Annotated in this window: 23 protein-coding genes and 1 other annotated feature; all 23 genes read left to right on the forward strand. The window is 54.0% G+C overall.

What is annotated here, in order from left to right; all coding sequences use genetic code 11:
- Window positions 1-50 precede the first annotated feature (50 nt).
- The 23 genes from M493_RS05190 (at window position 51) to ileS (ending at window position 23,064) form a co-directional block, all read left to right on the forward strand.
- Complete coding sequence (locus M493_RS05190; RefSeq protein WP_020959241.1) at window positions 51-1,985, forward strand: stage V sporulation protein D; 1,935 nt, start codon at window positions 51-53, stop codon at window positions 1,983-1,985.
- Between the two features lie 113 nt (window positions 1,986-2,098).
- A complete protein-coding gene (locus tag M493_RS05195) occupies window positions 2,099-3,568 on the forward strand; it encodes a UDP-N-acetylmuramoyl-L-alanyl-D-glutamate--2,6-diaminopimelate ligase (protein WP_020959242.1) in 1,470 nt (489 codons plus the stop codon).
- On the forward strand, window positions 3,568-4,029 hold the full coding sequence (locus tag M493_RS05200; RefSeq protein ID WP_020959243.1) for a hypothetical protein: 462 nt from the start codon (window positions 3,568-3,570) through the stop codon (window positions 4,027-4,029). The genes M493_RS05195 and M493_RS05200 overlap by 1 nt, the downstream gene beginning before the upstream one ends.
- Window positions 4,014-4,988, forward strand: a complete 975-nt coding sequence (mraY, locus tag M493_RS05205; protein WP_020959244.1) for a phospho-N-acetylmuramoyl-pentapeptide-transferase — start codon at window positions 4,014-4,016, stop codon at window positions 4,986-4,988. The genes M493_RS05200 and mraY overlap by 16 nt, the downstream gene beginning before the upstream one ends.
- Window positions 4,989-6,344 (forward strand): UDP-N-acetylmuramoyl-L-alanine--D-glutamate ligase, encoded by a 1,356-nt coding sequence (gene murD, locus M493_RS05210; protein ID WP_020959245.1) that lies wholly within the window; start codon window positions 4,989-4,991, stop codon window positions 6,342-6,344.
- Window positions 6,345-6,396: 52 nt separating this feature from the next.
- Window positions 6,397-7,497 (forward strand): stage V sporulation protein E, encoded by a 1,101-nt coding sequence (spoVE, locus tag M493_RS05215; RefSeq protein ID WP_020959246.1) that lies wholly within the window; start codon window positions 6,397-6,399, stop codon window positions 7,495-7,497.
- Window positions 7,498-7,746: 249 nt separating this feature from the next.
- A complete protein-coding gene (gene divIB / locus M493_RS05220; protein WP_041267870.1) occupies window positions 7,747-8,532 on the forward strand; it encodes a cell division protein DivIB in 786 nt (261 codons plus the stop codon).
- Entirely contained in the window at window positions 8,513-9,217 is a 705-nt protein-coding gene (locus tag M493_RS05225; RefSeq protein ID WP_020959248.1) for a DUF881 domain-containing protein, read from the forward strand. Before divIB ends, M493_RS05225 begins: the two co-directional genes overlap by 20 nt.
- Window positions 9,218-9,247: 30 nt before the next feature.
- Window positions 9,248-9,964: a DUF881 domain-containing protein gene (locus M493_RS05230; protein WP_020959249.1), complete on the forward strand. Its 717-nt coding sequence runs from the start codon at window positions 9,248-9,250 to the stop codon at window positions 9,962-9,964.
- A 1-nt stretch (window position 9,965) separates the two neighbouring features.
- The gene (locus M493_RS05235; RefSeq protein ID WP_020959250.1) at window positions 9,966-10,328 is read left to right on the forward strand and encodes a small basic family protein; all 363 of its coding nucleotides are present in this window, start codon (window positions 9,966-9,968) and stop codon (window positions 10,326-10,328) included.
- Between the two features lie 199 nt (window positions 10,329-10,527).
- The gene (gene ftsA, locus M493_RS05240) at window positions 10,528-11,796 is read left to right on the forward strand and encodes a cell division protein FtsA (RefSeq protein ID WP_041267871.1); all 1,269 of its coding nucleotides are present in this window, start codon (window positions 10,528-10,530) and stop codon (window positions 11,794-11,796) included.
- Between the two features lie 26 nt (window positions 11,797-11,822).
- The gene (gene ftsZ / locus M493_RS05245; RefSeq protein ID WP_020959252.1) at window positions 11,823-12,956 is read left to right on the forward strand and encodes a cell division protein FtsZ; all 1,134 of its coding nucleotides are present in this window, start codon (window positions 11,823-11,825) and stop codon (window positions 12,954-12,956) included.
- Between the two features lie 225 nt (window positions 12,957-13,181).
- A complete protein-coding gene (gene spoIIGA, locus M493_RS05250; RefSeq protein WP_020959253.1) occupies window positions 13,182-14,090 on the forward strand; it encodes a sigma-E processing peptidase SpoIIGA in 909 nt (302 codons plus the stop codon).
- 50 nt (window positions 14,091-14,140) lie between these two features.
- Window positions 14,141-14,860, forward strand: a complete 720-nt coding sequence (gene sigE / locus M493_RS05255) for an RNA polymerase sporulation sigma factor SigE (RefSeq protein ID WP_020959254.1) — start codon at window positions 14,141-14,143, stop codon at window positions 14,858-14,860.
- Window positions 14,861-14,980: 120 nt separating this feature from the next.
- A complete protein-coding gene (sigG, locus tag M493_RS05260) occupies window positions 14,981-15,760 on the forward strand; it encodes an RNA polymerase sporulation sigma factor SigG (protein ID WP_023817550.1) in 780 nt (259 codons plus the stop codon).
- A gap of 95 nt (window positions 15,761-15,855) precedes the next feature.
- The gene (locus M493_RS05265) at window positions 15,856-16,098 is read left to right on the forward strand and encodes a YlmC/YmxH family sporulation protein (protein WP_041267735.1); all 243 of its coding nucleotides are present in this window, start codon (window positions 15,856-15,858) and stop codon (window positions 16,096-16,098) included.
- Window positions 16,099-16,227: 129 nt separating this feature from the next.
- Window positions 16,228-17,052, forward strand: a complete 825-nt coding sequence (gene pgeF / locus M493_RS05270) for a peptidoglycan editing factor PgeF (protein WP_020959257.1) — start codon at window positions 16,228-16,230, stop codon at window positions 17,050-17,052.
- Entirely contained in the window at window positions 17,049-17,723 is a 675-nt protein-coding gene (locus tag M493_RS05275; protein WP_020959258.1) for a YggS family pyridoxal phosphate-dependent enzyme, read from the forward strand. Before pgeF ends, M493_RS05275 begins: the two co-directional genes overlap by 4 nt.
- A 12-nt stretch (window positions 17,724-17,735) precedes the next feature.
- Entirely contained in the window at window positions 17,736-18,167 is a 432-nt protein-coding gene (locus tag M493_RS05280; RefSeq protein WP_020959259.1) for a cell division protein SepF, read from the forward strand.
- Between the two features lie 3 nt (window positions 18,168-18,170).
- Window positions 18,171-18,443 (forward strand): YggT family protein, encoded by a 273-nt coding sequence (locus M493_RS05285; RefSeq protein ID WP_020959260.1) that lies wholly within the window; start codon window positions 18,171-18,173, stop codon window positions 18,441-18,443.
- A 118-nt stretch (window positions 18,444-18,561) separates the two neighbouring features.
- Window positions 18,562-19,335 (forward strand): RNA-binding protein, encoded by a 774-nt coding sequence (locus tag M493_RS05290; protein ID WP_020959261.1) that lies wholly within the window; start codon window positions 18,562-18,564, stop codon window positions 19,333-19,335.
- A gap of 76 nt (window positions 19,336-19,411) precedes the next feature.
- Window positions 19,412-19,924 carry a DivIVA domain-containing protein gene (locus M493_RS05295; RefSeq protein ID WP_128754860.1) on the forward strand — a complete coding sequence of 171 codons (513 nt, stop codon included), beginning with the start codon at window positions 19,412-19,414 and terminating at the stop codon, window positions 19,922-19,924.
- Between the two features lie 97 nt (window positions 19,925-20,021).
- Window positions 20,022-20,243 (forward strand) — a binding site (T-box leader).
- Between the two features lie 46 nt (window positions 20,244-20,289).
- Entirely contained in the window at window positions 20,290-23,064 is a 2,775-nt protein-coding gene (gene ileS / locus M493_RS05305) for an isoleucine--tRNA ligase (RefSeq protein ID WP_020959264.1), read from the forward strand.
- Window positions 23,065-23,078 lie beyond the last annotated feature (14 nt).

The raw sequence follows: 23,078 nt of genomic DNA on the forward strand, positions 1-23,078 counted from the left end.
GCGTACAAGCATATAGTGGAACGAGCCCATCACGAAGGAGGTTCCGCCATATGCGCGTGTCGTACGTTACCGTGCGCAAGCGGTTGACAATCGTGTTTTTGATCGGGATTTTCATTTTTGCCGTTATCGATCTCCGTCTCGGCTACGTCCAATTTTGGCTCGGCGATATGTTAGCGGAACGGGCGAAAGGGCTATGGGGCCGGAACATCCCGTTTGAACCGAAACGCGGCGAAATTTTGGACCGCAACGGCGTCCCGTTGGCGACGAATATGAGCGCCCCGACGGTGTACGTCATCCCCCGGCAAGTGAAAAATCCGGCGGAAGCGGCCGAAAAGCTGGCCGCTGTGTTGGGCGCGCCGGTCGAATCCATTTATAAGCAAATTACGCAAGCAACATCGATCGTCCGTCTAAAGGAAGGACGGAAAATTTCTGATGAAAAGGCGGCGAGCGTGCATGCGCTCGACTTGGACGGGGTGTATATCGCCGAAGACACGAAGCGCTACTATCCGTTTGGCAGCTATTTGTCGCATGTGCTTGGCTTTACTGGCATTGACAATCAGGGGCTCACCGGGCTTGAGCTGTACTATGACAAAGAGTTAAGCGGAGAGCGCGGTTCTGTGCAATTTTATTCCGATGCAAAAGGACGGCGCATGCCCGATATGGCCGATGACTATACACCGCCGACCGACGGTTTGAACTTAGTGTTGACAATTGACTCGCGCATCCAGACGATTATTGAACGAGAGCTCGATATCGCGGAGGCGAAATACAATCCGGACGGCATCATCGCCATCGCCATGAACCCGAATACAGGCGAAATTTTGGCGATGGCGAGCCGCCCGACATTCGACCCGGCCAACTACCGCAACGTTCCTCCTGAAATTTATAACCGCAACTTGCCGATTTGGAGTACATATGAGCCGGGGTCAACGTTCAAAATCATTACGCTTGCGGCAGCTCTTGAGGAAGAGAAAGTGAATTTGCTCAAAGATCACTTTTTTGATCCGGGCTATGCCAAAGTAGCCGGCGCTACGCTTCGCTGTTGGAAAAAAGGCGGCCATGGGGAGCAAACGTTTTTGGAAGTCGTGCAGAACTCGTGCAACCCGGGGTTTGTGGCGCTGGGCGAACGGCTCGGAAAGGAAACGTTGTTTGATTATATTAAGCAATTTGGGTTTGGCGAGAAAACCGGAATCGACTTGCAAGGGGAAGGAACGGGGATTTTGTTTGATCTAAAACGGGTCGGGCCGGTTGAACTGGCGACGACTGCATTTGGTCAAGGGGTGTCGGTGACGCCGATCCAGCAAGTCGCCGCCGTATCGGCTGCGATCAATGGAGGTGTTTTGTACACTCCATACATCGCCAAGGAGTGGCGCGACCCGGAAACAGGCGAAGTCGTCCGCCGCAATACGCCAAAGGCGAAACGGCGCGTCATTTCCGAGGAAACGTCGAAACAAGTCCGGTATGCACTTGAAAGTGTCGTCGCCCAAGGAACAGGGAAAAAGGCGTATGTCGAAGGATACCGGGTCGGTGGAAAAACCGGGACGGCACAAAAAGCGCAAGGAGGCCGCTATTTGCAAAACAACCATATTGTGTCGTTCATCGGCTTCGCCCCGGCCGACGATCCGCAGCTTGTTGTATACGTTGCGGTTGACAACCCGAAAGGAACGGTTCAGTTTGGTGGTACGGTTGCCGCTCCGATCGTTGGAAAAGTGATGGAAGACAGCCTGCGCGCCATGAATGTGAAGCCGCGCAAGGACCAACTTGCCAAAGAGCGGGATTGGAACGATCCGAAAGTGATCGAAGTGCCGAACTTAATCGGATTGACAAAAAAAGATTTGCAAGAACAACTTTTTGACTTAAAATTAGATGTTAGTGGCGAGGGAGATATGGTCGTTGAACAGTCCCCAGAGCCAGGGGCGAAAGTGAAAGAAGGGTCGACGATTCGCATTTATTTGGCGAAAAACGAGGCGGCAGAGGGACAGTAAACGATCGCACAAGGGGCGGCCGATGCGATGACTCATCGGGTTGGTTATGCCCCTTTTTTCCGCTGTCCGCACCGTTGGGCGGGCTATTTATAAGCGAAAGGGATGAAGCAAACATGAAATTACAAACGCTGCTGTCGCGCTTGCCCGGCTTTTGGGCGCATCGTGGAGGCAACCCAGACATCGTTGCGCTGGAGATGGACTCGCGCCATGTCACGCCCGGCTCTCTCTTTTTTTGTCTGAAAGGCTTTACCGCCGATGGGCACAATTTTGCCGAACAGGCGGTGGCGCGCGGGGCGGTGGCGATTGTAGCCGAGCGTCCGCTCTCGGTGAACGTGCCGGTCGTTCTCGTATCGGACAGCCGGCGGGCGATGGCGATTTTAGCGGATGCGTTCTACGGTCACCCGACTCATCGCCTTCATTTAATCGGAGTGACGGGCACAAACGGTAAAACGACGACGACTCATATCATTGAGCAAATTGCGAGAAAGGCCGGCAAGAAAACTGGGCTCATCGGCACGGTCGGGATGAAAATCGGCGACCGCTCTTACCCGGCGGTGAATACAACACCGGAGTCCCTCGTTTTGCAGCGCACGTTTAAACAGATGGTTGACGAAGGCGTGGAGTTGGCGGCCATGGAAGTGTCGTCGCATGCCCTCCATCAAGGGCGAGTGCACGGCTGTGATTACGATGTCGCCGTGTTTACGAACTTGACGCAAGACCACTTAGACTATCATGGGACAATGGAAGAATACCGGAACGCCAAAGGGCTTTTGTTTGCCCAGCTCGGCAACCGCTACGACGAGCAGCGGCCGAAATTTGCCGTTTTCAATCATGATGATCCTGTTTCGCAATATTATAAACATATGACGGCAGCGCCGGTCATCACATATGGCATTCGCGAGAAAAGCGATGTGACGGCGGAACAGATTGCCATGACCCCGTCCGGCATGGCGTTCCGGCTATGCACGCCGCACGGGTCGGCAGCGGTGGAAACGAAGCTTGTCGGCTTGTTTAACGTCTATAACATTCTCGCCGCTGCAGCTGCCTGTCTTGCCTCTGGTTTTTCGCTTGAAACGATTGTGACGGCTTTGGCTGCCGTCGCTCCGGTGCCGGGGCGGTTTGAAACGGTCGATGAGGGGCAAAATTTTACTATTATCGTCGATTATGCCCATACGCCGGACAGTGTAGAAAACGCGCTGAAAACGGTGCGTCAATTTGCGAAGCGAAACGTATATGTGGTGATCGGCTGCGGCGGTGACCGCGACCGGACCAAGCGGCCGCTCATGGCGCAAGCGGCGGTGCGTTACGCGGATGTCGCTGTTTTTACCTCCGATAACCCGCGCTCGGAAGATCCGGGGCAAATTTTGCGCGATATGGAGGCCGGCGTCAGCGCCGGGGACGGAACGTATGTGACCATTCCCGACCGGGAAGAGGCGATCCGTTATGCCATTGGGCAGGCGCAAGAAGGAGATGTTGTGTTAATTGCCGGCAAAGGGCATGAAACGTATCAAATCATCGGCGGCGATGTGATCGACTTTGATGATCGTGCTGTCGCCCGAGCGGCGGTGAAGGAGAGAAGATGATGGTCACGTATAAAATGGTGCAATCAATCGCGGAGGAGGCGCGCGGCATTGTCGATGAGACGATCCGCTTTCACGCCGTATTTGTCAACCCGGCAAAGCAAGTGAAAAAAGGGTTGTTCGTTCCGCTTGAAAATGGGGCGGAAACGTTAAAAACGGCCATTGAGCATGGGGCGATCGCTTCATTTTGGCCGGTCGGTGATCCGCTGCCCCGCTATATTCCAAACCAGTTTCCGCTCTTTTTCGTTCCGTCGCCGCTTGAAGCGGCTGCGGTGTTGCTTGAGCAGTATTTAGAGAAAAGCGGGGACGATGAAGACACGGAATTTTCTTTTATGTTTCCGGAAAAAGACGGAACATACGTTCCGGATGATGAGGCGATCCGCTTGCGGCTCGCCGAATTGCAGAAACGGTGGCTCGGCGCGCGGCGGGCAAAAGGATGTGACGATTCATGCCAGAGCAAATAATCGTCATTGCGATGGCCGTTTCCTTTTTGGTCACCGTCATTTTGTCGCCGCTGTTTATCCCGTTTTTGCGACGGTTAAAATTTGGGCAAAGCATCCGTGAGGAAGGGCCAAAGTCGCACCAAAAAAAATCAGGCACTCCGACGATGGGCGGCATCATGATTTTGCTTTCCATCGTCGCGACGACCGTATGGATGACGGCCAAATTTGCTGTCCTTTCGGCGGGAACATATTTATTGTTGTTTGTAACGGTCGGTTACGGGGTGCTCGGCTTTTTGGACGACATGATTAAAGTCGTGATGAAGCGGAATCTTGGACTGACAAGCCGGCAAAAATTTGTCGGCCAGCTCATCATTGCTGTCATTTTCTTTCTTGTCTATCGGCAAAGCGGTTTTTCGACGGCGCTACATATTCCCGGCACCGACTGGTCATTTGACCTTGGTTGGGCGTACGGGGTGCTGCTCTTGTTTATGCTCGTCGGCGGCTCAAACGCGGTCAACTTGACCGATGGGCTTGACGGGCTTTTGGCAGGGACGGCGGCGATCGCTTTTGGCGCTTACGCTGTCTTGGCTTGGAATCAAGGCCAGTACGACGTCGCGGTGTTTTGTGTGGCCGTTGTCGGCGCCGTGCTCGGCTTTTTAGTGTTTAACGCCCACCCGGCGAAAGTGTTTATGGGCGATACCGGTTCGCTTGCGCTCGGCGGGGCGATCGCGGCGGTCGCGGTCTTAACGAAGCTTGAGCTGCTGCTTGTCGTCATCGGCGGCGTATTTGTTATTGAGACGCTATCGGTCATCATTCAAGTCGCCTCATTCAAAATGACTGGCAAGCGTGTCTTTCGTATGAGTCCGCTCCATCACCATTACGAGCTCGTCGGTTGGTCGGAGTGGCGCATTGTTGTCACGTTTTGGGCTGTCGGCCTTTTATTCGCGATGCTAGGAATTTATATCGAGGTGTGGATTTAATTGAAACCGACTCCTTTTTATCAACATCGTCGTGTGCTTGTCATTGGATTGGCGAAAAGCGGGGTGGCGGCGGCCCGGCTGCTTGTTGAATTAGGGGCTGAGGTCGTCGCCAACGATCAAAAGCCGTTGGCGGAAAATGCGGAGGCGAAGCAGTTGGAGCAGCTCGGCATCCGCGTCGTTTGCGGCGGTCATCCGCTTGAGCTGCTTGATGAGCCGTTTGATCTCGTCGTGAAAAATCCGGGCATTCCGTATACGAACCCACTCGTCGAAAAGGCGCTCGAAAAAGGGCTTCCGGTCGTGACCGAAGTGGAGCTTGCCTATCACATTTCCGAAGCGCCGTTTATCGGCATTACCGGGTCGAACGGAAAAACGACGACGACGACGCTCATTTACGAGATGATAAAGGCAGACGGCCAAGACCCGCTGCTTGCCGGCAATATCGGCCTTGTCGCCTGCGAGGTGGCAAAGGAAGCGAAACCGGGTCAATGGCTTGTCACCGAACTGTCTTCGTTCCAACTCGCTGGCATCGGCAGATTTCGGCCGGCGATCGCCGTTTTGCTCAACATTTTTGACGCCCATTTGGACTACCACGGGACGAAGGAGGCGTACGCGGCGGCGAAGGCGAATATTTTCCGCAACCAGACGGAACGCGATTACGCCGTCGTCAATGCGGATGATCCGCTTGTGATGAACATCGCCTCGTCTGTTCGGGCGCAAAAGGTGCTGTTTTCGGCGACGAAGCCGCTTGGTGAAGGAGCGTACGTTCAAGATGGCGCCATTTATTGGAACGGTGAACCGGTCATCAAGATTGCCGACATCGTTCTTCCCGGTCAACATAACTTGGAAAACATTTTAGCGGCGGTCGCAGCTGCCAAGCTGGCCGGTGCCGGCAATGAGGCGATTGTTCGCGTGTTAATGACGTTTACCGGTGTGAAACATCGGCTTCAATACGTGGCGGAAGTCGGTGGCCGGCGGTTTTATAACGATTCGAAGGCGACGAATATGTTGGCGACGCAAAAGGCACTTTCGGCGTTCGACGGTGAACCGGTAATTTTGTTGGCCGGCGGACTTGACCGCGGCAATGAATTTGACGCCCTTCTCCCATACTTGCAACAGGTGAAAGCTGTGGTGCTGTTCGGCCAGACGGCGGCTAAAATTGGCCGCGTGGCCCGCGAAGCGGGAATAGAAATGGTCGAATATGTCGATAATGTGGAAAAGGCTGTCCCGGTTGCCTTTCAGCTCTCAGAACCGGGCGATGTCATTTTGCTCTCTCCGGCATGCGCCAGCTGGGATCAATACAAAACTTTCGAGGAGAGAGGGGACATTTTTATCAACGCCGTGCATAAGTTGAAATAGAGGGAAAGGGACAGCCCTTTCCCTCTAGTTTACAAAATAGAGGTGTTGGGCATTGCCGCGGAAAAAGTCTGCACCGGATTTTTTGCTCATTATTTTAACGTTTTCGCTCTTGGCCATCGGGCTTATTATGGTGTACAGCGCGAGCGCTATCTGGGCGGAATACAAGTTTAACGATTCGTTTTTCTTTGCCAAGCGCCAGCTTTTGTTTGCCGGTGTTGGCATTATCGCTATGTTTTTTGTAATGAACATTGATTATTGGACGTGGCGCGACTGGTCGAAGGTGCTGCTCATCGTTTGTTTCGGGCTGCTTGTTCTCGTCTTGATCCCGGGCGTCGGCATGGTGCGCAACGGGTCGCGCAGTTGGATTGGCGTCGGGGCGTTTTCCATTCAGCCGTCCGAGTTTATGAAGCTGGCGTTGATCGCGTTTCTAGCCAAATATTTATCCGAGAATCAAAAAAAGATTACATCGTTTAAACAAGGGTTGCTGCCAGCGCTGACGCTCGTGTTTGCCGCCTTCGGCATGATTATGCTGCAGCCGGACCTAGGAACAGGAACCGTGATGGTCGGGACATGTGTGACGATGATTTTTGTTGCCGGCGCCCGTCTCAGCCATTTTGCCGGTCTCGGCGTATTAGGGCTGGCCGGGTTTGCTGCCCTTGTTTTATCGGCTCCATATCGAATCAAACGGATTACATCATTTTTAAATCCATGGGAAGATCCGTTAGGGAGTGGATTCCAAATCATCCAGTCGCTATACGCCATTGGGCCGGGCGGCTTGTTCGGCCTTGGGCTCGGGCAAAGCCGGCAAAAGTTTTTTTATTTGCCGGAGCCGCAAACGGATTTTATTTTCGCGATTTTAGCTGAAGAGCTCGGTTTTATCGGCGGGTCGCTCGTCCTTCTTTTGTTTAGCCTCCTTCTGTGGCGCGGGGTGCGCATTGCCCTGGGCGCTCCCGATTTGTATGGCAGTTTTTTGGCGCTTGGCATCATTTCGATGATCGCTATTCAAGTAATGATCAATATCGGCGTGGTTACTGGACTGATGCCGGTCACCGGCATTACCCTCCCGTTTTTGAGCTACGGCGGGTCCTCGCTGACGCTGATGCTGATGGCGATCGGCGTGCTGCTCAATATTAGCAGGCATGCCCGCTACTAGGCGCGGGCAGGCGGCGGCTATCCGCCGCTTTTGTTTGCCCTAGTCATCCTTAGGTGTGTTCTGCCGTCGAATAGTGGCGGCAAATGAGATAAAAAACAGGCTCTCTCTCGCATTCTATTTGTGATATAATGAAAACAAGTGCAAAGAACAAAAAACGGCAGCGGATGCCGTTTGTTTTTATTCAAATGCGGCAACGTGTTTTGTCCATGGGCGAGAATGCGGGCGTTGGACAAGAAAGCGGTGAATGCGATGGAAAAAGGAAAGGTCGTTGTTCTTGAGGACCGCGTGCCGAAATTGAAGGAACGGCGCCGCCAAAAAGCGAACCGCCGGCTGATTTTGTATTTGTCCTTCTTTTTTCTGTGTATCTTGTTCGTTCTTTATTTCCAATCGCCGCTGAGCGCCGTCAAGCATATCGAAGTGAGCGGCAACCGTCATTTGCCGGCAGAGCGCATCATCAGCTTGAGCGGCATTACGAAACGGACAAGCTTTTGGAAAGTGGACGAACAAAGCGTGGAGACGAAAATCGCCCGTCACCCGGAAATTAGGGAGGCCACAGTGGAAAAGCGGCTGCCGAACGCGATCGTCATCCACGTTCGTGAATGGCGGCGGATCGCCTACGTATATAACCGGCAAACGTTTTTCCCGCTGCTCGAAAACGGGCGGCTGTTAAAGCAAGAAGCGACAAAAACAGCTCCGAACGATGCGCCGGTATTAGTCGGCTGGAAAAACGGCGATGCTATTGCGGAAATGACCGGACAGCTCGCCGAGCTGCCGGCGGCGGTGCTCGGCGCCATGTCGGAAATCCACTACAAGCCAAACAGTGAGTACGAAGACCGCGTCGTCGTCTATATGAATGACGGCTATGAGGTAAGTGCGACCATTCATAACTTTGCGGACAAGCTGTCGCATTATCCGGCAATTATCGCCGAGCTCGACCGGGATGTCAAAGGAGTCATTCATTTAGAAGTGGGCAGCTATTTTGTTCCGTACGAACCGGCGAAAAAGGAGGATGACGATGAGACGACAAGCCCGTAGCCGCGTCCTCCTTACTTTTATTTGTTTTGTCTTCGGCACCATGCTCGGGTTTTCGTACCAGCATGCGAAGGAGGAGGCGCCCCGCCGTCAATGGAGCGATAGCGAGTGGAAAAAGGAATACGAGTACCGCTCGGCGCTTATTGCTTTGCAAAAAGAAAACCGGTCGTTAAAGCAGCAGCTTGTCAAAAAGCAAGATGAATTAGCCGCATGGGAAAAAAAACTGGCCGAGAAACAGTCGAACGAAGCCGGATTGGCGAAAGAAGCGGAACAACTGCGCATGCATGTCGGAAAGGCGAGGGTTAAAGGGAAAGGCGTAGCAGTCACACTTTCCGATTCCTCTTACATCCCCTCTGAAGCGAGTGCTACCGATTACATCGTTCACGAACAGCACGTATGGAAAGTTGTTCATGAGCTGCTTATTTCCGGCGCCGAAGCGGTCGCCATTAATGGGCAGCGCATTTCCCATCGCTCTTACATTGTCTGCAACGGCCCAGTCATCGAAGTGGACGGGACGCAGCATGCCGCTCCGTTTGTCATTTCGGCGATCGGCGACCCGGATGTGCTCTCGTCCGCGCTCGGGCTACCCGGCGGCGTCGTCGACGAACTTGTCGAAGACCACGTCGATGTGAAAGTGGAAAAACAAGAGGCCATCGTCCTCGATCCAGTATTTGCACCCAAGCCATAAAAAGAGGACGGGAAGGAGCGGTGAAGTGTATTGGAATGGAAAAGACGGTTATCTTTTGCCGGCGTGGCTGCCGTGTTTGGTGTGATGCTTGCAGTTGGACTGCGGACAACGCTGCCTTCAGAGGAGCGTGACACGCGCGACATTTGGGAACTGCGTGCCGATTTGACGAAAGAGCAGCAGCTCGAACAGCAGCTTCTTGAGGAGCTCGAAGATTACGAGGAGAAATTGCACTATTATCGGCAGCGGGAGACGGCAGACGGCGGGGCGGCGCTCAAGGCGACCGTCGCTGAACTAAGGGAAGAAGCCGGACTGACCGAGGTGAAAGGGAGCGGCATCGTGCTGACCATTGCACCGTTCTCGGCAGCCGGCTACGTCGGGCCAGTCACTGCGACCGTGTCCCCGGAGCTGCTGCAACGGTTAGTGAACGAGTTGAACAAATATGGGGCAAAGGAAATCGCTATCGGCGGCGAACGGCTGACGAACCGGACCGCGATTCGCGATATCAACGGCATGACGAAAGTCGGGCGTCGTCCAATCGGGCTGCCGGTTGAGGTGAAGGCGATTGCGTCCGATGCGGACAAGCTGTACAGCGGGTTAGCGGTTTCCCCGATTCGCGACGATTTTATCGTCGAAAACCTAGAGCTTTCGATTTCCAAGCCGAAACCGTCAATGGTCATTCCACCATCAACCGAACGGCCGGATGTGAACTATATGGAGACGGCGAGCGTCGGCAAGGAGGAGAAGTAGCATGTGGCTCCCGCTTCTCGGGTTATTGCTCGGGTTTGCTATCGGCAGTCTTGCCGGTTGGGAAGTCCCCGATGAATATTCCAGTTATTTATCGATTGCCATCTTGGCCGCCTTTGATACATTAATAGGGGGATGGCGCGCCCATTTACAGCGGACATACGACGAAACTGTATTTATAACCGGGTTTTTTTTCAACATGATCCTTGCCGCAACTTTAACTTTTCTTGGGGTACATCTTGGTGTAGACTTGTATTTAGCGGCCGTGTTTGCGTTCGGTGTCCGCCTTTTTCAAAACATCGCCATCATCCGCCGCCTCTGGCTTACTGAATGGGCGGAGCGGCGGCAAAATCGCGAAAAAAGTTAAGCAAAAGACAGGGAAAGTCTTTTGGCATGTTGAATTATATGGAGTAAAACAAATGTAGTGCTTTTGCGGAATTCATAAACTAGACATAGACAAATAGACAAAGAGATGGATCGAGAAACTTCAGCCGAAAAAGGAGGTGTCGCTGCTTACTGAAACGTCGGCCGACACCGGCGCGTTTTTAGTAGGCAGATGCCAAAAGATGAGCAGCAATGAAATCGTCGTTAGCCTGGATGTCGGGACATCGAGCGTCAAAGTCATCATCGGGGAAATGTTAGGCAGCTCGATCAACATTATCGGGGTAGGCAATGTAAAAGCGGAAGGGCTCAAAAAAGGGGCGATTGTTGATATAGATAAAACGGTGCACTCGATCAAGCGGGCGGTCGAACAAGCAGAACGGATGGTCGGCCTGTCGATCCGCCGCGTGGTCGTTGGGGTGGCGGGCAGCCATATTCAACTTCATGACTGTCATGGCATTGTCGCCGTTGCCAGCGACAACCGCGAAATTGGCGACGAGGACGTCGCTCGCGTCATCGATGCCGCGCAAGTGGTTTCCATCCCCCCGGATCGGGAAATTATCGGGATCGTTCCGCGCCAGTTTATCGTTGACGGATTAGACGGCATCCACGACCCCCGCGGCATGCTCGGCGTCCGTCTGGAAATGGAAGGGACAATGGTGACCGGAGCGAAGACGATTTTACATAATCTCCTTCGCTGCGTGGAACGCGCCGGCTTGGAAATCAGCGATATTTGCCTTCAGCCGTTGGCGGCCGGTTCACTCGCGTTATCCGATGATGAACGGCATTTAGGCGTCGCACTTGTCGATCTCGGAGGCGGCTCGACAACGGTCGCCGTCTTTGAGCAAGGCGGACTGCAGGCTGTGTCCTCTCTGGCAGTCGGAGGGGAGCATATTACAAAAGATTTGGCCATCGGGTTGCGCACGACAACAGACGACGCCGAAAAAATTAAACTGAAGCATGGACATGCATTTTACGACTACGCTTCGGAGGAAGAAGTATTCACTGTGCCGATCATGGGCACCGATCAACACCAGCAGTTCAGCCAGCTTGAGGTCGCCGATATTATCGAAGCGAGGCTGGAGGAAATTTTGCAAATGGTTCAGCATGAAGTGCGCCGGCTCGGATTTCGCGACCTTCCCGGCGGCTATGTGCTGACAGGCGGTGTGGCGAATATGCCAGGGGTGTTGGAGCTGGCCCACGTCGTTTTAGGGACGAGCGTCCGCGTCGCCATGCCGGATTATATCGGTGTGCGAGACCCGCAGTATACGATCGGCGTTGGCTTGCTCAAATTCGCTTACCGGCAGGCGCAGATGCAAGGAAAAACGGCCCCGGTTGCCGTTGCGGCGGAGCCAGTCGAGCGTCCTGCACAAAAACAGCAGCCGAAACCAAAAAAGAAAGAAGACCATTTTGGGAAGAAGGTCAAGAAATTTTTCGGGTCTTTCTTTGAATAGAGATTGAAATTTAGGAGGATTTGACCATGTTGGAGTTTGATACGACAGTCGATCAGTTGGCAACGATCAAGGTGATTGGGGTCGGAGGCGGCGGCAACAACGCCGTCAATCGGATGATTGAACACGGAGTGCAAGGCGTGGAGTTTATTGCGGTCAATACGGATGCACAGGCGCTCAACTTGTCGAAGGCGCCGACGAAATTGCAAATTGGAGCGAAGCTGACGCGCGGCTTAGGTGCAGGCGCCAACCCGGAGGTCGGAAAAAAAGCGGCGGAAGAAAGTAAAGAGCAAATTGAAGAAGCGCTCCGCGGTGCGGACATGGTGTTTGTCACCGCCGGGATGGGCGGCGGCACCGGCACGGGAGCGGCGCCGGTCATCGCCCAAATCGCGCGTGAATTAGGAGCGCTGACGGTCGGCGTTGTCACGCGTCCGTTCACATTTGAAGGCCGGAAACGGGCGACGCAAGCCGCAAGCGGCATCGCCGCCATGAAAGAAGCGGTCGATACGCTCATCGTCATTCCGAACGACCGGTTGCTTGAAATCGTCGATAAAAATACGCCGATGCTTGAGGCGTTCCGCGAGGCGGACAACGTGCTGCGCCAAGGGGTGCAAGGCATTTCCGACTTAATCGCCGTGCCGGGGCTCATCAATCTCGATTTTGCTGACGTGAAAACGATCATGTCAAACAAAGGTTCGGCATTGATGGGCATCGGGGTGGCGAGCGGCGAAAACCGGGCCGCCGAGGCAGCGAAAAAGGCGATTTCCAGCCCGCTGTTGGAAACGTCGATCGACGGGGCGCAAGGGGTACTCATGAATATCACCGGCGGGATGAACTTAAGCTTGTACGAAGTACAGGAAGCGGCTGACATCGTCGCTTCAGCGGCCGATCAAGAAGTGAACATGATCTTCGGTTCGGTCATCAACGAAAACTTAAAAGACGAAATTGTCGTCACGGTCATCGCGACCGGCTTTAACGAAAACGTTGCTTCGCAACCGCGGCCATCGCGTATCGGCATCAGCACAGCTCCGAAAGTAACACCGGCGCCGAAACGGGAAAAGCGCGAAGAACCGGCGCAAGACTATGCAGCGCTTCGATCGGGGCAGGCGGAAGATCCGCTGGACATTCCAGCTTTCTTGCGCAATCGCAACCGCCGCCGTTAAGGTGAAAACAGGCATGAACAACCGGACTTGTTCATGCCTGTTTTTTATTGAAATCAAGCTTTTCGTCTCACTTATTTGCGGGCGGCTTGTTGGACCCGCCGCGTTTCCCCCTACTTTGACAAAACATCCTTTTTTTCACCATCACCGATTGACAGACTTTCCCTCATGATGTGCTATATACTTGTTTCAGACAAAGCCAATATGGGCGGAGGAGGGGCTTGTCGTTTGATCGTTTACGTCGATGTCATTTGGTTGCTAAACGTCTGTTTTGACGCATTGCTGCTTTGGCTGGCGGCGCTCATGCTCAAGCGCCCGGTCATCTGGTGGCGCCTGCTGACCGGAGCATTGATCGGATCGCTGCTTGTCGTGTTGTTGTTCACCCCGTTTTCCGCCATCGCCCAACACCCGCTTGTGAAAGTGGCCGTTTCAATCTTGATTGTGCTTGCCGCTTTCGGTTTTAAGCGGCCGCGCTATATGATCGAGAACATGCTGGCGTTTTACTTTGCGACGTTCGCTGTCGGCGGCGGCATGCTGGCGGTCCATTATTTGTTCGCATCACAGCTGTCTATTCAGCAAGGACTGTTGATGATGCCTCCCGGGGCGGGCGACCCGGTCAGCTGGCTGTTTGTCGTGGCTGGTTTTCCGGTTTTATGGCTGTTTTCCCGCCACCGTGTCGAAAATATTCGGGAGAAAAAACTGCGCTTTGAACATATTATCGACGTCGTTGTTGTTTGGGATGGCCGGCCGCTGGCGTTGCGCGGGCTCATCGACAGCGGCAACCAGCTGTTCGATCCGGTAACGAAAACGCCGGTGATGGTTGTTGACCGGGAAAAAGCAAAAGAAGTGTTGCCGGAGGAGCTGATGATGTACATGGCGGCCATGACGTTTGACGATCCACCGGAGCAGTGGGCCCATCGCCTCCGCCTCATTCCATACCGCGCAGTCGGGAGCGGCCCGCAAATGATGACGGCGGTCAAGCCGGACCGTATTATGCTTTTGTATGAAAACGAATGGCTTGAGGTGAAACAAGGGCTTGTTGCCTTAAGCGCTGACCCGCTATCAGCCGATGGGGAGTATAACTGCATCGTCCATCCGAAAATGGTGCAGGCAGGAAGAAAACTGACCGCTTCGTAGTTCGTTACTATATCATACTCGCGTTTTATCCGTTTAGAAGGGGGATTTTGATGAAAAAGTGGAAACTTCGTTTCATGTATTGGTTGTATAAGCTCTTAGCCAAGCTCGGTTTGAAGACGGATGAGATTTATTATATCGGCGGCAGCGAGGCACTCCCGCCGCCGCTTACGAAGGAGGAAGAGGAACGGCTGATCGAACGGTTGGCCGCCGGCGATGAAACGGCACGGTCGCTTCTTATTGAGCGCAACTTGCGCCTTGTCGTCTACATCGCGCGCAAGTTTGAAAACACCGGCATTCATATCGAAGATTTGATCAGCATCGGGACGATTGGTCTCATTAAAGCGGTCAACACGTTCAATCCGGAGAAAAAAATCAAGCTGGCGACATACGCCTCACGCTGTATTGAAAACGAAATTTTGATGTATTTGCGCCGCAATAATAAAGTGCGGGCGGAAGTGTCGTTTGATGAACCGCTCAATATCGATTGGGATGGCAATGAGTTGCTGCTGTCCGATGTGTTGGGCACGGATGACGACGTGATTACGAAAGACTTGGAAGCGGACGTCGACCGGCGTCTGTTGCTGAATGCCTTGCGCCAGCTGAGCGACCGCGAAAAGCAAATTATGGAACTGCGTTTTGGCCTTTCCGGCGGCGAAGAAAAAACGCAAAAAGATGTCGCCGATTTGCTCGGCATTTCGCAATCGTACATATCGCGGCTCGAAAAGCGGATCATTAAACGGTTGCGTAAAGAATTCAATAAAATGATGTAGTCGGCGGCGGGGACGGATGCTCCGCCGCTTTTTTCGGTCCGGACAGGCTGTGCATATTTTTCCCTCCCAAGGAGATACTGAAAACTGACGACTTAGCATCTCCTGATGGGAGGGAACAACTTGACGAGGAACAAAGTCGAGATTTGCGGCGTGGACACTTCGAAACTTCCCGTCCTCAAAAACGAAGAAATGCGTGAATTGTTTCAGCGGATGCAGGAAGGGGATTTGGAGGCGAGGGAAAAATTAGTAAACGGCAACTTGCGCCTCGTGTTGAGCGTCATCCAACGCTTTAACAACCGCGGCGAGTTTGTTGATGATTTGTTTCAAGTCGGTTGCATCGGACTTATGAAATCGATTGATAATTTTGATTTGAATCAAAATGTCAAGTTTTCCACCTACGCGGTGCCGATGATCATCGGAGAAATCCGCCGCTATTTGCGCGACAACAATCCGATTCGCGTCTCGCGCTCGCTGCGCGACATCGCTTACAAAGCGCTGCAAGTGCGGGAACGGCTCATGAGCGAGACGGCGAAAGAGCCGTCGACAGAGGAGATTGCGCGGGAACTCGGCGTCGCCCACGAGGAAGTTGTGTTTGCCCTTGATGCCATTCAAGATCCAGTTTCCTTATTTGAGCCGATTTACAATGACGGCGGCGATCCGATTTATGTGATGGATCAACTGAGCGACGAGCGCAACCGCGACAGCCAATGGATTGAAGAAATCGCCTTAAAAGAAGGGTTGCGGCGGCTGAATGAGCGGGAAAAAATGATCATCCGCAAACGATTTTTCCAAGGGAAAACACAAATGGAGGTTGCCGAGGAAATCGGTATTTCCCAAGCGCAAGTATCGCGGCTCGAAAAAGCCGCAATTCGGCAAATGAATAAAAACATTCAAGTGTAAGCGGCTGCCGGGGCAGCCTTTTTTCTTTGTTACATAACCGATTTGGCGGCGTCATATAGATGAAAAAGAGGAGAGGAAAGGCGGGGGAATGAACCGTGATGAGAATTTCCGAGTTTCAGACGAAAGATGTCGTCAATGTGGCCAATGGGAAAAAGCTCGGCAATATCGGGGATATTGACATTGACCTTGATACAGGCAAAATTCGGTCGCTCATTATTTTAGGCTCCGGAAAGGTGCTCGGACTGTTCGGGCGTGAAGAAGCGGTCGTCATTCCGTGGCAAAACATTGTCAAAATCGGAGCGGATGTCATTTTAGTCCGCCTTTACGATACGGACTGAAGCCAAGGGTGGTGCTATGCCGCTAATGTTTCGACAAAATCGCAAATAAAGGTTATCATGAACAAACAAACTATGATAAAATAGGAAAAAAAGTGATAAAAATCTACAAAAAGCGTGAGGTTGACGTGAATGCCGGATATTTTTCAACAAACGGCCTGTGGATGGCTCGGCTGTGGGGCGCCCCCGTTTGCCGGAGCGGTCGCCGGATTGACAACGAAACAAGGCGGGGAAAGCAAAGGACCGTTCGCCTCGCTGAACATGGGGCTGCATGTTGGCGACGACCGCACGGCCGTCGTCAACAACCGTCGCCGCCTCGCCGAGTGGCTCTCTTTTCCCCTTGATCATTGGGTGTGCTGTGAACAAGTGCACGGCGCCGTGATTCAGAAAGTCACGAAAGGCGACCGGGGAAGCGGGGCGCATGATTTGGCTGCAGCGATCCGGGGGGCTGACGGGTTGTATACGGACGAGACGGGGATATTGCTCGCCCTTTGTTTTGCCGATTGTGTGCCTGTCTATTTTATGGCGCCATCGGCGGGATTGGTCGGTCTTGCCCATGCCGGTTGGCGGGGGACGGCGGGCGGCATCGCCCGAAACATGGTGCGGCTTTGGCAGGAACGCGAACAAATTGCTCCGTCTGATATCTATGTGGCGATTGGACCGGCCATTGGCCCGTGCTGTTACACGGTCGATGACCGGGTGATTGACGGTTTGCGTCCGACCCTTCCTGCCGGCAGCCCGTTGCCATGGCGCGAAACAAGCGAAGGGCAGTATGCGCTTGATTTAAAGGAGGCCAACCGGCTGCAACTTGCAGCCGCCGGCGTTCCGGACCGCCATATTTACGTGTCAGAACGCTGTACAAGCTGTGAGGAAACGTTGTTTTTTTCCCACCGTCGCGACCGTGGGACGACAGGGCGAATGTTGGCGTTTATCGGCCGAAGGGAGGAAACAGCATGACCGTACGCGACAATTTGGCCGCTGTCCGTCAGCGCATCGAGGCGGCTTGCGCCCGCGCCGGCCGCAATCCGGCCGACGTACGCATCGTTGCTGTTACGAAATATATTGATGCTGAAAGGGCGCTTCATGTGCTTGACGCCGGCATTGCCGATCTTGGCGAAAACCGCGCTGGCCAACTGCTTGAAAAGTACGAACGGATCGGGGATCGGGCGGTGTGGCATTTTATCGGGACGCTCCAGTCGCGTAAAGTAAAGGAGATTATCGATAAAGTCGATTACATCCATTCGCTTGATCGCCTGTCACTGGCGAAGGAAATTGAAAAGCGGGCGGTGCGGCCGGTCAAATGTTTTGTGCAAGTGAATGTATCTGGGGAAGCGACCAAACACGGCCTCTCCCCTGACGAGACCGTCCCATTCATCGAACAGCTCCGCTCGTTTTCGCACATTGAGGTCGTCGGATTGATGACAATGGCGCCGCATATAGAGGATGAAGCCGTATTGCGGACCTGCTTCCGTCAATTGCGGGCGCTGAAAGAACGCGTTCAGGCGCTAAGGTTGGCCCATGCGCCATGTACCGAGCTGTCGATGGGCATGTCAAACGATTACGAGATCGCCATCGAGGAGGGGGCGACGTTTGTACGCATCGGCAGCGCGCTTGTCGGATCATTGTAGGAGGTGAGACCGGTGGGATTGATGAAAAAATTTCGCGATTATTTTTTAGAAGAAGACTACGAAGACTATGAAGAAGAATATGAAGCGCCGCAGTCGGAAGAGGAAGCGCCGCCGTTGAAGCCGGCAAGCAAGACGAATGTCGTCAGTTTGCAAAGCGTGCAAAAATCGGCGAAAGTCGTGCTCGCCGAGCCGCGGGTGTACGCTGAGGCGCAAGAGATTGCCGACCATTTAAAAAGCAGACGGGCGGTCATCGTCAATTTGCAGCGTATTCAACATGAGCAGGCGAAGCGGATCGTCGACTTTTTAAGCGGCACCGTGTATGCCATTGGCGGCGACATTCAGCAAGTCGGCACGAAAATTTTTTTATGCACGCCGGAAAACGTCGACGTCAGCGGCGCGATTTCGCTTGACGGCGAGGATGACAGACCGATGAAGAGGTGGTAGCTGTTGGATTATGTGCTCACGTTTTTGACGACGCTTATCCAAGTATATTCATATGCGCTGATCGTGTATATTTTAATGTCCTGGTTTCCGAACGCCCGCGAAACGCGGTTTGGCCAGCTGCTTGCGGCCATTTGCGAACCGTATTTGGAGCCGTTTCGGCGTGTCATTCCGCCGCTTGGCATCATTGACATCTCTCCGATCATCGCCTTTATTGTCCTTGAATTTGCGACAAGAGGGCTGTATGCGTTGTTTGATATCCTTGAAGCGCAGTTTTAGCCCCCGTTTTGTGCGCTGGCGGCGTCCGCTGCGATCCGACAATAAAGATCAATGGGCGGCACTCATCGGGAGGAACCCATTGCGGGTTCCTTTCTTTATAAATACGGGGTGAACGGGAATGGAATTGTACCAGCATTTTCGCAAAGAGGAACACCAATTCATTGATCAAGTGCTCGAGTGGAAGGAAACGGTGGGCCGTCAGTACGCTCCGAAGCTGACCGATTTTCTTGATCCGCGCGAACAGCAAATCGTCCAAAGCGTCGTCGGCAGCGATGGAGATGTGCGCGTGTCTTTTTTTGGCGGCGCTCCGTTTGTCGAGCGGAAGCGGGCGCTTTTGTATCCGCCGTATTTCGAAGCGGATGAGGGCGAGTATGACATCGCCTTGTTCGCCGTCCGCTACCCGGGCAAATTCGTTTCCCTTGAACACCGCGATGTATTAGGGGCGCTCATGTCGCTCGGCTTGCGGCGCGGAAAGTTCGGTGACATTCTCGTCATGGGCGGGGAAATTCAGTTTTTCACCGCAGCGGAAGTGGCCGACTACGTCCGCCTTCATCTGGGGGCGATCGGCAAGGCGCCGGTGTCGCTGGAGCAGCTGCCGCTTTCCGCCGCCATTCCGCTCGAAGACGCGTGGCAAGAGGAGACAGCGACCGTCTCTTCGCTGCGGCTCGATGCCGTGCTCGCCCAAGCGTTCCGCCTCGCGCGCGAGAGAGCGAAGGCGCTCATCGAAAGCGGGCTCGTCAAAGTGAACTGGAAGGTGGTGGACAAGCCCGATTTTCTATGCGGGCCGGGCGACGTTCTCTCCGCGCGTGGGTTTGGCCGCTGCAAGCTGTTTTCCGTCGAGGGGATGACAAAAAAAGAACGCTGGCGCGTCCGGTTGGGCCGTCAAAAATAATCGAATCGCAGCAGGAAATGGGGAAATCGTGTCGAATGAAGGAAGAAAAGGAACGATGGAGACGGAGGTGGCCATTGTGCCGTTAACGCCATTGGATATTCACAACAAAGAATTCAGCCGCGGATTTCGCGGGTATGATGAAGATGAAGTGAACGAGTTTCTCGATCAAGTCATTAAAGACTACGAAATGCTCATCCGTGAAAAACGGCAGCTCGAAGAAAAAGTCGCGGAGCTGACGGAAAAGCTGAACTACTTTGCCAACATTGAGGAAACGTTGAACAAATCGATTCTTGTCGCCCAAGAAACGGCGGAAGAAGTGAAGCGCAACGCGCAAAAAGAGGCGAAGCTGATCATTAAAGAAGCGGAGAAAAACGCGGAGCGCATCATCGGTGATGCGCTGGCCAAATCGCGGAAGATCGCCCTGGAAATCGAGGAATTGAAACGGCAGTCGAAAGTGTTCCGCGCCCGCTTCCGCATGCTCGTCGAGGCGCAGCTCGATATGATCAACAGCCGCGACTGGGACGATTTGATGGAATACGAGACGCCCGATCTCGAAGAAGAGGCGAAAGAGCCGCTGTCCCAGCCTTGACGAAGGCGGAAGGCTTCATTTATAATAAATGGCAAAAAATCGTGCTGCTAACCGCCTTGTGCCGGTTGGCTTTTTGCTGAAACGATTCGAAAACAAGCGAGCGACGATGAAAGGGACAGTAGCTCTTGAACGGCCGATCGCAGCGAGCCGGGGACGGTGGAAGCCCGGCATCGGCGCAAGAGTGAACATCACCCTGGAGTTCCATGCCGAAGCGACGAGTAGGCCATGGCGCGTCATTCCCGTTACGAATGAAAAGTGGGCTGTGCGTTTTGGGCATGGCCAAAAAGGGTGGTACCGCGAGACCGTTCTCGTCCCTTGCCGGGAGAGAACGGTTTTTTATTTGAGATGATCGAGGAGGAGCGAAGATGGACTACAAAGAGACACTGCTCATGCCGCAAACCGATTTCCCGATGCGCGGCAACTTGCCGAAGCGGGAACCGGAGATGCAAAAAAAATGGGAAGAGATGGACATTTACCGGAAAGTGCAGGAGCGGACGAAAGGGCGTCCGTTGTTTGTCCTGCATGACGGCCCGCCGTACGCCAACGGGGATATTCATATGGGGCATGCGTTAAACAAAATTTTAAAAGATATCATCGTCCGCTATAGATCGATGAGCGGCTATTGCGCCCCGTACGTGCCGGGCTGGGACACGCACGGCTTGCCGATCGAAACGGCGCTCACGAAACAAGGCGTCGATCGCAAATCGATGAGCGTCGCCGAGTTCCGCAAGTTGTGCGAGCAATACGCGTACGAGCAAATTGACAACCAACGCCGGCAGTTCAAGCGGCTCGGCGTGCGCGGCGACTGGGACAACCCGTATATCACCCTCAAACCGGAGTATGAAGCCCAGCAAATTAAAGTGTTTGGCGAAATGGCGAAAAAAGGGCTCATCTATAAAGGGATGAAGCCGGTCTATTGGTCGCCGTCGAGCGAATCGGCGCTTGCTGAAGCGGAAATCGAATACAAAGACAAGCGTTCGCCGTCCATTTATGTCGCCTTTCCGGTGAAAGACGGCAAAGGCGTGCTTGAAGGCGACGTGCGGATTGTCATTTGGACGACGACGCCATGGACGATTCCGGCCAACTTGGCGATCGCCGTTCATCCGGATTTGGATTACCACGTTGTCGAGGCCGGCGGAAAACGGTATGTCGTCGCTGCCGCCTTGGCGGAATCGGTGGCGAAGGAAGTCGGCTGGGACGCATGGTCGGCCGTCAAAACGATCAAAGGAAACGAGCTTGAATACGTCGTGGCGAGACATCCGTTTTATGAGCGCGACTCGCTTGTTGTGTGCGGCGAGCACGTCACGACCGACGCCGGTACGGGCTGCGTCCATACGGCGCCGGGCCATGGGGAAGACGACTTCCTTGTCGGGCAAAAATATGGGCTTCCGGTTCTTTGCCCGGTCGACGAGCGCGGCTATATGACCGAAGAAGCGCCGGGATTTGCCGGGATGTTTTACGAAGACGCCAACAAGGCGATTACACAAAAGCTTGAAGAAGCTGGCGCCTTGCTGAAGCTCGGGTTTATCACCCACTCGTATCCGCACGATTGGCGGACGAAGCAGCCGACGATTTTCCGGGCGACGACGCAATGGTTTGCGTCGATCGATAAAATCCGCAACGAGCTGCTTCAAGCGATCAAAGAAACGACATGGATTCCGGAGTGGGGGGAAATCCGCATCCACAACATGGTGCGCGACCGCGGCGACTGGTGCATTTCCCGCCAGCGCGCCTGGGGCGTGCCGATTCCGGTCTTTTACGGCGAAAACGGAGAGCCGATCATCACCGATGAGACGATCGAGCATGTGTCGAACTTGTTCCGCCAATACGGGTCGAACGTCTGGTTTGAGCGCGAGGCGAAAGACTTGCTTCCGGAAGGGTTCACCCACCCGTCAAGCCCGAACGGCCTCTTTACGAAAGAGACAGACATCATGGACGTTTGGTTTGACTCCGGTTCGTCGCACCAAGCTGTGTTGGTTGAGCGTGACGACCTTGTGCGCCCGGCTGATTTGTACTTGGAAGGCTCTGACCAATACCGGGGCTGGTTCAACTCATCGCTTTCCACGGCGGTCGCCGTCACCGGCAAGGCGCCGTACAAAGGCGTGTTGAGCCACGGCTTTGTCTTGGACGGCGAAGGGCGGAAAATGAGCAAGTCGCTCGGCAACGTTGTCGTGCCGGCGAAAGTGATGGAGCAGCTTGGCGCCGACATTTTGCGGCTTTGGGTCGCTTCGGTTGACTACCAAGCTGACGTGCGCATTTCCGATCAAATTTTGAAACAAGTATCGGAAGTGTACCGGAAAATCCGCAACACGTTCCGGTTCATGCTCGGCAATTTGTTTGATTTCGACCCAAACCAAAACGCCGTGCCGGTTGGGGAACTTGGCGAAGTCGACCGCTACATGTTGGCGAAATTGAATAAGCTGATCGCCAAAGTGAAAAAGGCCTATGACAGCTACGATTTCGCCGCCGTTTACCATGAGGTGAACCATTTCTGCACCGTCGAGCTGAGCGCGTTTTACTTAGATATGGCGAAAGACATTTTGTACATCGAAGCGGCTGACTCCCGCACCCGCCGCGCCGTGCAGACGGTGCTGTATGAGACGGTTGTCGCGCTGGCGAAGCTGATCGCGCCGATTTTGCCGCATACCGCCGATGAAGTATGGGAGCACATTCCGAATCGCAGAGAAAACGTCGAGAGCGTCCAGCTCACCGATATGCCGGAGCCGGTCGCGATCGACGGCGAAGAAGCGCTTGTGGCGAAATGGGATGCGTTTATGGACGTGCGCGATGACATGTTAAAAGCGCTCGAGAACGCGCGCAACGAAAAAGTGATCGGCAAATCGCTGACCGCGAGCATTATCGTCTACCCGAAAGACGAGGCGCGCAAGCTTTTGGCGTCAATCGGTGAAGATTTGCGCCAACTCCTTATCGTTTCCGCGTTTTCGATCGCCGATGAGCCGTATGACGCCGCACCGGCCGAAGCCGAGCGGCTCAGCCATGTGGCCGTCATCGTACGCCCGGCGGAAGGCGAGACGTGCGAACGGTGCTGGACGGTGACCCCGGACGTCGGACAAGATCCGTCCCACCCGACGCTCTGCCCGCGCTGCGCACATATCGTGCATGAACATTATTCAGCGTAACGAAAAGCGGCAGG

The organism is Geobacillus genomosp. 3 (genome assembly GCF_000445995.2).
Classification (GTDB): Bacteria; Bacillota; Bacilli; order Bacillales; family Anoxybacillaceae; genus Geobacillus.

Coding starts and splice junctions, on each gene's coding strand:
- M493_RS05190 (WP_020959241.1), top strand. CDS start 51: ATGCGCGTGTCGTACGTTACCGTGCGCAAGCGGTTGACAATCGTGTTT.
- M493_RS05195 (WP_020959242.1), top strand. CDS start 2,099: ATGAAATTACAAACGCTGCTGTCGCGCTTGCCCGGCTTTTGGGCGCAT.
- M493_RS05200 (WP_020959243.1), top strand. CDS start 3,568: ATGGTCACGTATAAAATGGTGCAATCAATCGCGGAGGAGGCGCGCGGC.
- mraY (WP_020959244.1), top strand. CDS start 4,014: ATGCCAGAGCAAATAATCGTCATTGCGATGGCCGTTTCCTTTTTGGTC.
- divIB (WP_041267870.1), top strand. CDS start 7,747: ATGGAAAAAGGAAAGGTCGTTGTTCTTGAGGACCGCGTGCCGAAATTG.
- M493_RS05225 (WP_020959248.1), top strand. CDS start 8,513: ATGAGACGACAAGCCCGTAGCCGCGTCCTCCTTACTTTTATTTGTTTT.
- M493_RS05235 (WP_020959250.1), top strand. CDS start 9,966: ATGTGGCTCCCGCTTCTCGGGTTATTGCTCGGGTTTGCTATCGGCAGT.
- ftsA (WP_041267871.1), top strand. CDS start 10,528: ATGAGCAGCAATGAAATCGTCGTTAGCCTGGATGTCGGGACATCGAGC.
- ftsZ (WP_020959252.1), top strand. CDS start 11,823: ATGTTGGAGTTTGATACGACAGTCGATCAGTTGGCAACGATCAAGGTG.
- sigE (WP_020959254.1), top strand. CDS start 14,141: ATGAAAAAGTGGAAACTTCGTTTCATGTATTGGTTGTATAAGCTCTTA.
- pgeF (WP_020959257.1), top strand. CDS start 16,228: ATGCCGGATATTTTTCAACAAACGGCCTGTGGATGGCTCGGCTGTGGG.
- M493_RS05275 (WP_020959258.1), top strand. CDS start 17,049: ATGACCGTACGCGACAATTTGGCCGCTGTCCGTCAGCGCATCGAGGCG.
- M493_RS05290 (WP_020959261.1), top strand. CDS start 18,562: ATGGAATTGTACCAGCATTTTCGCAAAGAGGAACACCAATTCATTGAT.
- ileS (WP_020959264.1), top strand. CDS start 20,290: ATGGACTACAAAGAGACACTGCTCATGCCGCAAACCGATTTCCCGATG.